This is a genomic window from Sphingomonas sp. CFBP 13720, assembly GCF_014842075.1.
GTDB lineage: Bacteria > Pseudomonadota > Alphaproteobacteria > Sphingomonadales > Sphingomonadaceae > Sphingomonas.
The window spans coordinates 263,965-276,982 of record NZ_JACYVA010000002.1 but is presented as its reverse complement, the minus strand read 5'-3'; the positions used below and the strand labels follow the sequence as shown (position 1 = coordinate 276,982).

The following is a 13,018-nucleotide window of genomic DNA, read 5'->3' as shown; positions in this document are numbered from 1 at the left end:
TCGGAAGTCGATCAGTCGTCAGGAGAGTATTTGTGCTTTTTCACACCATGGTCGGATCGAACGACATTGAACGGTCCAAGCGCTTCTACGACACGGTGCTCGGCACCTTGGGTGCAGGGGAAGGGACGCGGAACATGGCCGACAGCGGTCATACACGTCTGATCTACAATAACGGCAATGGGACCAACTTCATCGTCAGCCAGCCGATCAACGACGAACCGGCAAGCGTCGCCAACGGCAGCACCGTCGCCTTTTCCTGCGACTCGCCCGAGCAGGTGAAGCAGCTTCACGATACCGCCGTTGCCGCTGGCGGGACCTCAATCGAAGCTCCGCCCGGACCGCGCGACACTGCCTCCATGGGCACCATCGAACTGGCCTATTTTCGTGACCCCGACGGTAACAAACTGTGCGGAATTCATTTTCCTGCCTAATCCGTCCGGCACAGGGCCGCTTCTGACCCTAGCGGCCCTCGATCATGCGATCCCGCGAATGTCCGCTTTCCACCAATTGCGGACATTCCTGCCTTGTCGCAGAGTGGCAGCAATGAACGCGCTCACCACACTCGAACGAACGGCGCTGGACGCCATCTTCGCCGAACTCGTCACCACTCGAACTGGCATCGAACAGCAATTAGCTCATGCTGAAGTGCTATCGCGAGAAAACACCGGGGGCGGCTTTTTTACGGCGTTGGCGGTCCCTGACAGCCAAGAGCGTTTGGACAGGAAAGTCGAAACGCTTGGAGAGAACGTCTGGCTTGGCATCGAGGGTCTTGAATACGGCTTGGGGATGCTTCTTCATTTCAAAGATGGTCATGCCAATCTCTTAGAAGGGTACGCCGTTGGCGGCGAGGATACGTCAGCAACCGACTTCGCCAACGTTGGATTTGCGCTCATTAAGACGCCGGGGCGGCTTCCAGCGGACGGCAGCTAACCACCAAACCCGGTCACTCTTAGAATTCGATCGCAACCGAGAACCTGCCGGCCTTCCCGTCGGTCGTCCGTTTACCCGAAGTTGGCCCTCCCGATCACCGTCGCCAATGCTGGAAGGTCATCGCAGCACAGGTTCTGCATCGACCAACTGCACGTCGCGCATCTGGCGGAGATATGCCTCGTAATAGGGTTTGTGCGATGCGCCGACGATGGCGATCAATCTGGTACCCGGCGCGCGACCCAGAACTTCGCGGATGTTCGCCGCCATTCGCAGATTTCGCGTCTCCCAATATGCGACATAGCGACGTCCATATGCCTGTGGCGAAGGTTCGGTCAGCGCGGCGCCCCAATCGGACTGGTATGCCAGAGCAGCTTTGGCCGGGGCGTTGAGCGCCCTATACATATCGAGCAGGCCATCCGGTCGTCCGATACCGACGCCGAGCGTCTCGGCTTCTGCGATACGTGTCTTGGTTGCGGAATTGTCCCACGCGCGCGCTATGGCAGCGCCATACGCTTTTTCATCGATGGGTGCGCCCACGAAAGACTGGTCGTCGACGCTCCAGACCCGTTCCAGTCCCGATCGCGCGGCAAGCTGCGCCGCGACCAATTCCGTTTCGCCTTTCCTGATCGTTCGAGCGTCCAGATCGGCCGCCAACGCTGTGGTGAGACCGTCATCTACCCAGCGTTCTGCTTTGGGGAGGCGGAGCCATTGAACCAACGCCGATGCCGGCTCTCCGGCAGCCAGCAAAACAAGCGCCAGCCGACGGCGCTGCGCCGGAGACGGCGTAGCAGGCCAAGTCGAAAGCATCTTTTCGGCCTCCGCATTGGCGGCCGGAACGTCGTATCCGACAGCACGCCCGGCAGCGCCGGGATCGTAGCAGTAGGTTTCGACCGCCTCTGCCTGTCGTTCGCGCTGGCGGCGCATGGCATCGCATTGCAGGCCGGAAATATTCTCGCTGGCGACAGCAGTCGGGCGCCATGCCACTAGACGGCGAACGAGCGGTTCGACCATTTCCGTCCTGAAGCTGGCGGGGAGGGTCGAGAGGTGCGGAGAACCGACGACCAGCACTTCATTGGGGCGGCCGGCAGGGCGGTCCTTCAATGCATCCGGGCGGAAGGACGACTGATAGCTTTGGGCGTTACCCACTCCCGTCAAGCCTGCCGTCATTGATAGAAGCGCGATCCCGAACCGAATCTTCATGCGTTGGCCCCTTCCCGACGCTATTCCGCATCGATGAAAAACGTTCTGCCTTGCGATATCGCTGATATAATACAGCTACACTGTTTGATGTATTGCCGGACTGACGAAGCGTCGCAGTCGTTATTCCTGCATGCGATCCTTTTCGGACGTGGCGGTCACTTGGCCGGAAAGCGGTAAATCTCCTTACCGCGCTTCATCATCGAGATGGACGGCCCGTCCTTATCGATGGCGACGTCAACCCGATCCTTGGTGTCGGCGTTGAACAGGCGAAGCGTGGTCGCTCCGGTTGGTTCGGCGATGAACAACGCGTGTTGCCGGTGTTTATCGTCCAGCGTCAGCATCACGTTCGAATAGCCCTGATCGACCGTTGCATAGCCGCTGCGCTCGACACCTTCGGCGTCGAACAGCAGAATGCCCGAGATCGTATCCTGAGGGGGGCCACCTCTGGTTAGCGTTTTGCCGTCGATGACGGCATTGGGTAACGGTGCGCCGATCTTGACGCGGGTGACCCCATTCTTGTCCACGACGTTGAGTTCGCGGACGCGCAGCACGTCCGTTACCTTGTTGTCCGGCTGGGTAGTCGTCGCTGCCCCGGCCCGGCTGCCCACCGCGCCCGCGATCGCGAGGACGCCACAGACCGAGGCGACGGCTGCGGTGAGGAAGGCGATCCGGTACTTGCGTTCGAGGCGCGCGACGCGGTGGTCGAGTTCGGCATCGGCAACTGACATGGTGATGTGCCCTCCTGCTGTATTATGGTGATAATACACAGGTGGAAATGCGGCGCAATGTGGATGCCTTCATTCTTTCGGTTGCCGTGGATCGCGCTTTCCCGAAGCCTGATCCCTTTTTGCGGAGGCGGGTGCGGCTGTCATGACCGCTATCCCTTCCCGCCCGCAGCGGCGCTGGCCCCCTCAATGCCGGAAGTGGCGCATCCCCGTGAAGACCATCGCCAGGCCGGCCGCGTCGGCGGCGGCGATGACTTCGTCGTCGCGGATCGATCCGCCGGGCTGGATCACCGCCGTCGCACCCGCCTCGACCGCGGCGAGCAGGCCGTCGGCGAACGGGAAGAACGCGTCGGAGGCGACCGCCGAACCGATCGTGCGCGGGCTGGACCATCCGGCCTTTTCTGCGGCGTCCTTGGCCTTCCATGCCGCGATGCGCGCGGATTCGAGGCGGTTCATCTGGCCTGCGCCGATCCCCGCCGTGGTGCCGCCCTGAGCATAGACGATCGCGTTCGACTTGACGTGCTTCGCGACGGTCCATGCGAAGCGGCAGTCGGCTAGTTCCTGTGCGGTCGGCTGACGCTGCGTCACGACCTTCAGTTCGACGTCCGACAGGCTGCCGGCGTCGCGCGACTGGACGAGGAGACCGCCCGCGATCGACTTGATCGACAGGCCGGGGCGCGCCGGATCGGGCAGGGTGCCGGTCAGCAACAGGCGCAGGTTCTTCTTTGCGGCGAACACCGCCTTCGCCTCGTCGTCGGCGTCGGGCGCGGCGACGACTTCGGTGAAGATGCCGCTGATCGCGCGAGCGGTTTCGCCGTCGAGCGGACGGTTGACCGCGATGATCCCGCCGAATGCCGATACGCTGTCGCAGGCGAGCGCGGCCTTGTACGCGTCGATCAGCGTATCCGCGCTAGCGACGCCGCACGGGTTGGCGTGCTTGACGATGACGACGGTCGGCGGGCCGTCGCGAAACTCGCTGACCAGTTCCAGCGCGGCGTCGGCATCGTTATAGTTGTTGTAGCTGAGCGCCTTGCCCTGCAGCTGCGTCGCCTGCGCGATGCCGTGCGCGCCGGGGCCGCGCGGGATGTAGAGCGACGCCGACTGGTGCGGGTTCTCGCCATAGCGCAGTTCGCCGCCGCGCGTGAAGGCGAGGGGCAGGGTGTCGGGGAAACGCTGACCCTGATCGGCGAAGGCGAACCACTGCGCGATCGCCGAGTCATAGGCGGCGGTGGCGGCATAGGCCTTGGCGGCAAGGCGGCGGCGGGTGACGAGGGTGGTCGCGCCGCCGGTCGCCGCCAGTTCCTCGACCAGCGCGGCATAGTCGGCAGGGTCGGTGACGATCGCCACGGCATCATGGTTCTTCGCGGCGGACCGGACCATCGACGGGCCACCGATGTCGATATTCTCGATGATCGTGTCGCGGTCCGCGCCCTTCGCCACGGTCGCTTCGAACGGGTAGAGGTTCACGACGACGATATCGATCGCGCCGATCCCGTGCGCGTCCATCGCCGCAACGTGTTCGGGGTTGTCGCGCACGGCCAGCAGCCCGCCATGGACGGTCGGGTGCAGCGTCTTGACCCGCCCGTCCATCATTTCGGGAAAGCCGGTGAGTTCGGCGACGTCCTTCACCGTCAGGCCAGCATCGCGCAGCGCGGTGGCGGTGCCCCCGGTCGACACGAGTTCGACCCCATAAGCGGACAATGCCTGTCCGAGTTCGACGATGCCGCTCTTGTCCGAAACCGAAAGGAGCGCGCGGGTTGCCTTGACCTGATCCATGGCGCGGCCCTTTCGCGCGAATGGCGGGTCAGGGCAAGGGGGCGGTTACTTTGCCTGGATTACCCGGACGGGCGGGGCGCAACGATACGCGGCGCGGTAGGATTGTCCCCAGCACCGCCGGAACGCGTCGAGCACGTTCAGGTTCATCGGCCATTGGATCGTGGTCGGCTTGCCATCAGGGCCACGCGCGTCGGCCAGTTCGGGCGGCGGCGGCAGCACGGCCAATGCGGCGCGCGCACGCTCCAGTTCGGGCCGGTCGCCACGTAAAAAGGCGATGCTGCCATCGACATACAGGTTCCAGCCCCATCCCGCATCTTCGTCCGCCGGCTTGTAACTGCGACGGAACAACGCGATCGCCTGTGCATATTGGCCGGCTTCGGCGCGCAACTGCCCTTCGTGCCAGTACAGGATGGTGTCGGTCGCCTGATGCGCGGTTCGCCAGTCGCGGATCAGATCCGCCGCCGGTAGCGTGCAGTCCTTAAGGGAAAGCATGCGCCACCCGCCGGTCATGTCCTGATCGAATGCCTTCAAACTGAGCGCCAGCATGGCGGCGCGGTCGTACCGGCAGGGGTCGTCGAGGTACGCCGGGCCGGCGGATAGCAGCGCGAGGGCTAGAAGAAGGCTCATTGGCTGTTCCGATGCTGCTGTCGATCCGATGCCGGAGGATCGTGACTGAACCGAAACGAGTCAAGCCGCTCCGTTGCGCGACGGAACGACCGTTTTCGCGACCACCGCGTTCAGCCCGGTTGCGGGTTGCCAGCGCAGCGAGGGCCAAGGGGCGGCACTGCCGGGCTATACTGCGGCGATAGGCGATACTTGCAGCGCCCGGTCCTTGGCATCATGCGTATCCGCCAGCCTTCCTCCGGCCACCGTCGCAAGCCGTCACCGCGCGCGGTGGAACCGCCACGAGAAATCATGCCCGCCCGCCGGGGTCGTGCCCGACAGCACCAGCTGGAACGTCGCGACCGGACGGCCGTGCGGGTCGATCCACAGGCTTTCCTCGACGCCCAGCGTCGCGCCCTTGCAGCGGAATTGCCAGACCGGACCGCCGTCGGGCAGGCGCAGGAACGCCGCCTGTCCATCGGCGGTCGGTGCGATCTCGATACCGGGGGCGAGGTGGAAGCGTGCGACGAAGAGGGTGTCGCCGCGTCGTCCGCGCCGTCCGGCGGGGATCAGCATATCTTCGCCCTGCACGTCGCGGCCATCGGCGGATAGCGTCAGGACGCGGCGATGATGAAAGCCGACCCGGCGGGCATAGCCGTCATGCGCCACTTCAATCCGGCTGATCGCGTCGCTTTCCTGCCGCGCGAGGTCGACGGCGGTGACGCCCTTGCCCAGCGACCCGTCGGGCAGGATCGCGGTGGAGTTGGTGTCGGCCAGCACCAGCGTGGAATGCGCGGCGGTCGAGCGTAGCGCGCGGCGCAGTTCGGGCGACAGCGTCAGCAGTGCCGACCCGGCCCCGCCGCAATTGACCACGATGCGGTGCCCGTCGTCGGACAGTTCAAATGCCAGCGTCGATGCACAGCCGTCGCGCGCCGCACGCGCGACCGGGGGCGGCGCGGCGTCGACGATCAGGATCGTGCGGCCCGCCGCCAACCGCTGATAGCCCCAGTCGCCGGCATTGCGCAGCGGGCGGGTCCGCACGCCGGTCGCTGCGACGATGTCGGCGAGACGATCGCCGTCGGTCGGTCCCGATCCCTGCCAGCAGGACAGCCCGCCGGTGCCGTGACACACACCCAGCAGCGCGGCGACCATCCGCGTCAGGCTGTTGGGGACGATTTCGGGCGCGTCCAGCCGGCGCGCGGCATAGATTTCGCGCAGCGCGGTCAGCGTCATGATCGCGTCGAGTAGTGCGGCGGGCGAACGGCCCAAGAGACCGCCATCGTCGAACAGTCCCTGGGTCAGCGCACGGGTCAGCCCCGTTTCCCCAAAGCCACGCCGGGGATCGCCGCCCGGCACGACGAGGCCGGCGGCGACGACACCCGACCATGCGGTGATGGCAGGCAGACCGGGCGCGGTCTTGCCCGCTTCGCCGTCCAGATGCCGGGCGGCGCGGGCGATGGTGTTGAGGACCAGCGAGCGATAGACCAGATCGGTCGACGACAGGATCAGCGGCGCGTGCGCGATCCACGCCAACAGCCGCCGTCCGCACAGGTCGGCGCGCCACGCCGGGTCGGTCACCCGTTCGCCATGCGCCGCCAGCCATTGCAGCATGATCGTTTCGGCGATCGGCACCGCCGTCACGCGCGGCGCGACGCTCGACAGGTCGCGCAGCCAGCCGAAGCTGTGGACATGTTCGCCGAACGCGGCGGAAAAGCGCGGCTTGTCCAGCCCCAGCCGGTCGAGCGGCAGGCGTTCGCCGCGGAACATCAATTCCCCCGACAGCAACGCCGCACCGCGTTCGAAATCGCCGAGGAACGGATCGTCGGCCACCGCGATCAGCTTGAGCGGGTGGCGCCCTTTCAGCCGCAGCCCATGCAACGGGGTGCGCCATGCCAGACGCTGCAACCGTTCGGCGATGCGGTCGGACAGCGACAGTCCGGTGCCGCCGCCCTGCCGCACCAGCCGCTTGCCGACATCGATCCCGTCGCGCGGCCCGTCCGTCGGCGGCAGTGCCGTCATGCGCCCCGAAGTGCGGCGATATTGCCGGCATAGGCGTCCGGCCCGCCGGTAAAGGTCGCGGTGCCGGCGACCAGACAGTCGGCCCCCGCCGCGATCGCGCGCGGCGCGGTGACGCGGTCGATGCCGCCATCGACCTGCAGGTCGATCGCACGGCCGCTCGCGTCGATGCGTGTCCGCAACTGTTCGATCTTCGTCAGCTGGCTGTCGATGAACTTCTGTCCGCCGAAGCCGGGATTGACGCTCATCACCAGCAGCAGGTCGACCAGATCGAGTACGTGATCGACGACCTCGACCGGCGTAGCGGGGTTGAGCACGACGCCCGCGCGCTTGCCCAGCGCCTTGATCCGCTGAAGCGTGCGATGCAGATGCGGCCCCGATTCGGGGTGGACCGACAGGATGTCGGCACCGGCTTCGGCGAACGCTTCGATCAGCGGGTCGACGGGCGACACCATCAGGTGCACGTCGAACGGCTTGGCCGAATGCGGACGCAGCGCCTTCACCACCGCCGGCCCGATCGTCAGGTTGGGGACGAAATGATTGTCCATGACGTCGACATGAATCCAGTCCGCACCGGCGGCATCAATCGCGCGAACCTCCTCGCCCAGCTTGGCGAAATCGGCGGACAGGATGGACGGAGCGATGCGAACGGGCTGCATGCGCGCCGTCCTAGCAGGATGCCGCACCCCGGCAAGGGCGGGTTGACCGAATCGGGGTCACGCAAAGGTACGAAAACGCGGGTGCGATGGGATATGGGTGGCGACCACGATCCATCGCACTCGCGTTTGCGTTCAGCTTCGCCGCAGCCGCACGATGAAGAACCCGTCCAGTCCGCCCGCATCGGCCAGCATGCCCGGCAGCGTCCGCACATAGCCGCGATCATGCGCCGCGACCCCATCGGGCAATTCGGCCGCCGTCGCCGGTTCGATCGCGTAATCGGACCGTGCGGCAAGGAACCGGTCGAGCTGCGCCTCGCCCTCCGCCAGTTCGAGCGAGCAGGTGGCATAGACCAGCCGTCCGCCGGGCTTCACCCATTCGGCGGCGCGGTTCAGCAGTCGCGTCTGGAGCGCGACCGTTTCCGCGATGATCGACGGACGGACGCGGTGGAGCACGTCGGGATGGCGGCGGAAGATGCCGGTCGCGCTGCACGGCGCGTCCAGCAACACCGCATCGGCGGGTGCCGCCGGCTTCCACACCAGTGCGTCGCCGGTGATGACGTCGGCCGACAATTGCGTGCGCGCCAGATTTTCGGACAGCCGGGCCAGACGGCTTTCGGACGAATCGAGCGCGGTGACGGTCCAACCCGCCGCCGCCAGTTGCAGCGTCTTGCCGCCCGGTGCCGCGCACAGGTCGATCGCGTGACCGGGGCCGTTGCCCAGCAGCCGCGCCGGGATCGACGCCGCCAGATCCTGTACCCACCATTCGCCCGCGTCATATCCGGGCAGCGTGGCGATCGGCCCGGCATCGCGCAGCCGTCGATGTCGTTCGGCCAGCGCCACGCCGTCCGGTCCCGCATCGCCCCGCAGCGACAGGTCGAGCAGGGGTTGCTGCGCGATGGCAAGCGCGGCGGCGATCACCATTTCCTCGCCCCACGCCGCCGACCAGCGGGCATCGGTATCGGCGGGCAGCGTCGCGGCATCGGGCAGCCGCGCGTTGCCGCGCATCAGCGTGCCGAACACCCCATGGACCAGCTTGCGCGGTCCGCCGTCGACCAGCGGCAGCGCCGTCGCGATCGCGGCATGCGGCGGCGTGCCCAGCACCAGCGCCTGCGCCAGCGCGATCCGCAGCACGAACCGCGCCTTGGCATCGTCGGGCAAGGGACGCTGCGTCGCGCCGTCGATCAGCGCGTCCAGATCGGGCAGGCGACGCAGCACGGCAGCGGCGATGGCATGGGCCAGCCCGCGATCCTCGCGCCGTTCGAGATCGCCGGTGGCACCGGCCAGCGCGGCTTCCAGCGGCAGGCCACGGCGCAGCACCGCGTCGAGCAGGCGCAGCGCGGCACGTCGCGCGGGCAGGCCGGGCGCTTCGGGTGCGTCGGGCGAGAGCCGGGGGCGGGCCATCAGTACTTGGCCGATCGAAGGGAATTGAGAGGCGTCACTTGAATCCTGTCGTTGGTCCGCCGAGATCGAGGATCGATCGAACCGGAGAAACCCCTATGGGCAACCGCCCCGCACATGTGAAGCCACCGGCCTATCTGTCGAAGTCGCCGCCGGTCCCGGTTCCGCAGGCCGTTCCGGGCAAGTCGGACGCCGACGACCCGCTGGGCCGCAACCCGGTACGCTATGGCGACTGGGAATCGAAAGGCATTGCCATCGATTTCTGACGGGGTCGCGACCGGCGGCCCCGATCCCCTGCTATACAGGATTGTTATAGTCCGTTCCGGGGGGAATGCATCATGTCGACGATTGCCGGAGGTCCGTCGCACGCTTCGCATACGGCTGCGACCGCATCGTCGACGCCGCCCGTGCCGAAGGTGACTCCGCCCGACGACGCCGCGATGCCCGACCGGGGCGATCCGTTCGGGCCGGCGGTCATCATCGACATATCGCAAGAGGCAACCGAGACTGCCGACAAGATGGCGGCGGGCGACGACCGGGTGCGGAACGTCGCCGAACATTATACCGGCAAATTGCGTGAAATGGGGCGTCGCGAGGAAGACGACGCGGTCCGTTCCACGAAGGCCGACGATCTGCGCGCCGGCATGGTGCCAGCGGGCGGGGTGGTTCCGCTGGCGGATCAGCCACCCGCCATGCAGCAGGACGGCCTCGAATCCGCGCTTGGCCGCAATCTGCATGCGCCGCAGCCGTTGATCGACGCAGTGCGCAGCGTCGGCCGGGCGGCCAGCGACGTGCGCGCGGCCAATGGCGGGGCCTATTCGGACCCGGCGGTGTTGCAGCGTCTTCGCGATACGCATGGCGATCAGACGCTGCAGCGCGTGCTTGCCGACGCGCAGACCTATATGGCGCAGGCGCGCGCCAATGCCTTTGCCAGCGCGTCGGCGCTGACGCGCTATGGCATCGACGGTCCCGCGTTCGACGTCGGCACCGACGACCGGTTGAAACTGAACAGTTTTTCGCTGCGGACCATCCCGGGCGGATTCATACTGACCTTCGATGCGGCCACGTCCGAACTGCGGGTCTATAAAAGCGGGTTCGACATCACGTCGGCAATATTGGCGGGGTCGACCTTCGCCTGACGGACGGTGGAGCGGTTGGTGGCGCAAGGTATCAGCGCGGTTACCGGGCGGCTCGGGGCGGGTGAGTCACCGTCGAACGCGACGCCGACGCTTTCGATCGGCATACGGCATTCCGACCGGCTGCAATCACGCCCCGGCGTGACGGGAAGCGAAGGCTGTCGGGGAACATAGCTGACAACCGTTCCGTCGCACCAAGTGACGATCAATGTTCGGCGATGTTTCGCCGGACCGCCTTTCGACGCGGTCACGTCGGACCGGTTCCGAGGGCGGATCGAAATTGAGCGAACGATTTGCTGCCTGTCGTCACACCGACCTGTCCCGGTGTCCGCCCGAACGCAGGCGGACAACCGCTCGATCGCCAACGATGGCTGCACGGTGGACGCCGGATGGCGGGTGACCGTCCGGCCGGCCACGAGGCACCGTCGCGCTGCATGTCGATCCGGCCAAGGCTGTCCTGTCGTAATCGCAGCCGTCAGACCATCGCGCGATACGGTAGGTTGCCATGCCCGCGAACAGCGATGTCGTCCTATTTCGGACGCATACAGTCGCGGCAGGAGGTTGGATCGAGCGGCTCGGATTACCGGCGGACATCGCTGACCATGCCCGGCGGCCCTTCGGCATGCTCCGGCATGCCGTCGCGAACGGCCTGTCGGATGCAGCCGATACATTGCATACGATATTTCCGTCCGTTAATTGCGCGGGCGGAACGAAGCGCGCGATCCGGGCTTTCGTCGCAGGATGGCAACGCTTCCCCGCTTCTGGCGCATTCTCCTCGGCAGTCTGGTCGGACTGTTTCTGGTCGTCCTGCTGATATTGGCGGCGTTTCCGTGGGGCGTGTTGCGCGACCGGGTCAGCCGGTCGTTATCGCAGCGCTTCGGGTCGGACGTGTCGATCGGCACGATCGAACGGATCGAGCCGCTGTCCTTTTCCCCGACGCTGATCGTGCGCGACCTGACGATCGCGCAGCCGTCATGGGCGGGGACGGGCGATCTGGTCCGGCTCGACCGCGTCGACCTGCGCTTCAAGGTGCTGCCGTTGTTGCGCGGCAACTTCGATCTTCAGGCGCTGGCGGTAGAGGGCGGACGCGTGGCGATGGTGCGATCGCGCGACGGCCGCAAGAACTGGTCGCCGGACAAGCGCGGCGAAAGCGGGTCGGCGGCGGCGATCACCAGTCTGACGGTACGCGATCTCGTGATCGACTATCGCGACGCGGTGCAGAACCGGCGCTTCGCCGTCACGGTGACGTCGAACGCGAACGGTTTCCGCGCGGCGGGAACGGGGGCGATCGACGATCGACCAGTTCGTGTCGCACTGACCGGGCCGGTCATTCGCGGCGACGGGCCATGGCCGTTCGCGGTGCGCGTCGCAGGGCCGACGATCACGGTGGATGCCAACGGGGTGATGGCGACGCCGCTGGGCACCGACCGCATGACCGTAGACCTGACCGCGCGTGCGAACGACCTCAAGACGCTGGATGCGCTGATCGAGGCGGGGTTGTTCGGCACGCAACCGGTCGACCTGCGTGCGCGGGTGCGGCACGACGGCACGACATGGACGGTCGAACGGCTGGCCGGGACGATCGGACGGTCGCGACTGACGCGCGGCAGTGCAACGATTACCAGGGCGGATGGTCGCACCGGCGTCGATGGTCGCCTCCATTTCGCGACGCTGTCGTTCGACGATCTTGCCACCGACGAAGGCCGCGCCCGCGCCGCCGCGATCGAACGGCGGATCGGCCCGCGCGTGCTGCCGGGAACGCGGATCAACCTTGCCAAGCTGGACACGCTGGACGGACGGCTGGCGATCCGGGTCGACCGGATGCTCGACGGAGACGGGTTGCGCAGCCTCGACGCGACGCTGGCGATCGACCACAGTCGGCTGACGGTCCGGCCGTTGACGCTGGCGCTGGCACAGGGGCGGATCGCCGGCAGCGCGGTGATCGACCAGCGCGATCGCACGACGCCGCGCGTGACGTTCGATCTGGCGCTGTCCGATTCGCGAATCTCGACCTTTGCCGGAGGTGCGCCGGTCGATGCGCCGTTGACCGGGCGGATGCGGCTGGTCGGCAGCGGCGACACGATCCGCGCGGCGATCGGTCGGGCGGACGGCATGATCGGCCTTGCCGCGACGGGCGGGACGCTGCCCGCGAAGATGGCATCGTTGCTGGGAGCCGACGTCGCGCGGGGGGTGACCACCGACGAGGACGCGCGGGCGCGGCTGCGCTGCGTGGCGTTGCGGCTGGACGTCAGGAACGGGATCGGGCGGCTCGACCCGATGATCGTCGACACGTCGCGCGCACAGACGCGGGGGCAGGGGCGGGTAAACCTGGCCGACGAAACGCTGTCGATCGCACTGACGGGTGCGCCGAAACAGCGCAGCCTGTTGCGGCTGGACCAGCCGGTGCGCGTCACCGGGCGGCTCCAATCGCCGCAAATCGCGATTCCTCCCGGCGTGAAGAGCGCGGGCGGGATCCTGCGCATGCTGGGGAAGGCGATCGGCGGCGATCAGGCACCGTTGGCGGGGAATGCCGATTGCGGTGCGCTGGTGCGGCGGGTGTTGCGGTAGGGGGTGA

Annotated in this window: 12 protein-coding genes; 5 read left to right on the top strand and 7 right to left on the bottom strand. The window is 66.8% G+C overall.

Features of this window, described 5'->3' with window-relative positions:
- Positions 1–32: 32 nt before the first annotated feature.
- Positions 33–431: a VOC family protein gene (locus IFT55_RS06435; protein WP_342029245.1), complete on the top strand. Its 399-nt coding sequence runs from the start codon at positions 33–35 to the stop codon at positions 429–431.
- 112 nt (positions 432–543) lie between these two features.
- A complete protein-coding gene (locus tag IFT55_RS06430; RefSeq protein WP_192090211.1) occupies positions 544–930 on the top strand; it encodes a hypothetical protein in 387 nt (128 codons plus the stop codon).
- Positions 931–1,047: 117 nt separating this feature from the next.
- Here IFT55_RS06430 and IFT55_RS06425 read toward each other — a convergent pair whose 3' ends face one another.
- The 7 genes from IFT55_RS06425 to IFT55_RS06395 all read right to left on the bottom strand — a co-directional run bounded on the left by IFT55_RS06425 (position 1,048) and on the right by IFT55_RS06395 (position 9,310).
- Positions 1,048–2,130: a DUF5694 domain-containing protein gene (locus IFT55_RS06425; protein ID WP_192090209.1), complete on the bottom strand. Its 1,083-nt coding sequence runs from the start codon at positions 2,128–2,130 to the stop codon at positions 1,048–1,050.
- A 155-nt stretch (positions 2,131–2,285) separates the two neighbouring features.
- Complete coding sequence (locus IFT55_RS06420; RefSeq protein ID WP_192090207.1) at positions 2,286–2,858, bottom strand: hypothetical protein; 573 nt, start codon at positions 2,856–2,858, stop codon at positions 2,286–2,288.
- 183 nt (positions 2,859–3,041) lie between these two features.
- Positions 3,042–4,631 carry a bifunctional phosphoribosylaminoimidazolecarboxamide formyltransferase/IMP cyclohydrolase gene (purH, locus tag IFT55_RS06415; RefSeq protein WP_192090205.1) on the bottom strand — a complete coding sequence of 530 codons (1,590 nt, stop codon included), beginning with the start codon at positions 4,629–4,631 and terminating at the stop codon, positions 3,042–3,044.
- A 45-nt stretch (positions 4,632–4,676) separates the two neighbouring features.
- Positions 4,677–5,258 (bottom strand): hypothetical protein, encoded by a 582-nt coding sequence (locus tag IFT55_RS06410; RefSeq protein WP_192090203.1) that lies wholly within the window; start codon positions 5,256–5,258, stop codon positions 4,677–4,679.
- Positions 5,259–5,513: 255 nt separating this feature from the next.
- Positions 5,514–7,253, bottom strand: coding sequence for a heparinase II/III family protein (locus IFT55_RS06405; RefSeq protein ID WP_192090201.1), 1,740 nt, complete (start codon positions 7,251–7,253; stop codon positions 5,514–5,516).
- A complete protein-coding gene (gene rpe, locus IFT55_RS06400) occupies positions 7,250–7,909 on the bottom strand; it encodes a ribulose-phosphate 3-epimerase (protein ID WP_192090199.1) in 660 nt (219 codons plus the stop codon). The genes IFT55_RS06405 and rpe overlap by 4 nt, the downstream gene beginning before the upstream one ends.
- 132 nt (positions 7,910–8,041) lie before the next feature.
- The gene (locus tag IFT55_RS06395; protein WP_192090197.1) at positions 8,042–9,310 is read right to left on the bottom strand and encodes an RsmB/NOP family class I SAM-dependent RNA methyltransferase; all 1,269 of its coding nucleotides are present in this window, start codon (positions 9,308–9,310) and stop codon (positions 8,042–8,044) included.
- Positions 9,311–9,405: 95 nt separating this feature from the next.
- Here IFT55_RS06395 and IFT55_RS06390 point away from each other — a divergent pair, with 95 nt between their 5' ends.
- The 3 genes from IFT55_RS06390 (at position 9,406) to IFT55_RS06380 (ending at position 13,011) form a co-directional block, all read left to right on the top strand.
- On the top strand, positions 9,406–9,573 hold the full coding sequence (locus tag IFT55_RS06390; RefSeq protein ID WP_192090195.1) for a DUF1674 domain-containing protein: 168 nt from the start codon (positions 9,406–9,408) through the stop codon (positions 9,571–9,573).
- Positions 9,574–9,714: 141 nt separating this feature from the next.
- Complete coding sequence (locus IFT55_RS06385) at positions 9,715–10,446, top strand: hypothetical protein (RefSeq protein ID WP_192090193.1); 732 nt, start codon at positions 9,715–9,717, stop codon at positions 10,444–10,446.
- Positions 10,447–11,184: 738 nt separating this feature from the next.
- On the top strand, positions 11,185–13,011 hold the full coding sequence (locus IFT55_RS06380; RefSeq protein ID WP_192090191.1) for an AsmA family protein: 1,827 nt from the start codon (positions 11,185–11,187) through the stop codon (positions 13,009–13,011).
- The last annotated feature ends 7 nt before the right edge of the window (positions 13,012–13,018 follow it).

Bases quoted from the DNA above. Each gene is read 5' to 3' on its own strand.
- IFT55_RS06430 (WP_192090211.1), top strand. From the start codon at position 544: ATGAACGCGCTCACCACACTCGAACGAACGGCGCTGGACGCCATCTTC.
- IFT55_RS06425 (WP_192090209.1), bottom strand. From the start codon at position 2,130: ATGAAGATTCGGTTCGGGATCGCGCTTCTATCAATGACGGCAGGCTTG.
- IFT55_RS06420 (WP_192090207.1), bottom strand. From the start codon at position 2,858: ATGTCAGTTGCCGATGCCGAACTCGACCACCGCGTCGCGCGCCTCGAA.
- purH (WP_192090205.1), bottom strand. From the start codon at position 4,631: ATGGATCAGGTCAAGGCAACCCGCGCGCTCCTTTCGGTTTCGGACAAG.
- IFT55_RS06410 (WP_192090203.1), bottom strand. From the start codon at position 5,258: ATGAGCCTTCTTCTAGCCCTCGCGCTGCTATCCGCCGGCCCGGCGTAC.
- IFT55_RS06405 (WP_192090201.1), bottom strand. From the start codon at position 7,253: ATGACGGCACTGCCGCCGACGGACGGGCCGCGCGACGGGATCGATGTC.
- rpe (WP_192090199.1), bottom strand. From the start codon at position 7,909: ATGCAGCCCGTTCGCATCGCTCCGTCCATCCTGTCCGCCGATTTCGCC.
- IFT55_RS06395 (WP_192090197.1), bottom strand. From the start codon at position 9,310: ATGGCCCGCCCCCGGCTCTCGCCCGACGCACCCGAAGCGCCCGGCCTG.
- IFT55_RS06390 (WP_192090195.1), top strand. From the start codon at position 9,406: ATGGGCAACCGCCCCGCACATGTGAAGCCACCGGCCTATCTGTCGAAG.
- IFT55_RS06380 (WP_192090191.1), top strand. From the start codon at position 11,185: ATGGCAACGCTTCCCCGCTTCTGGCGCATTCTCCTCGGCAGTCTGGTC.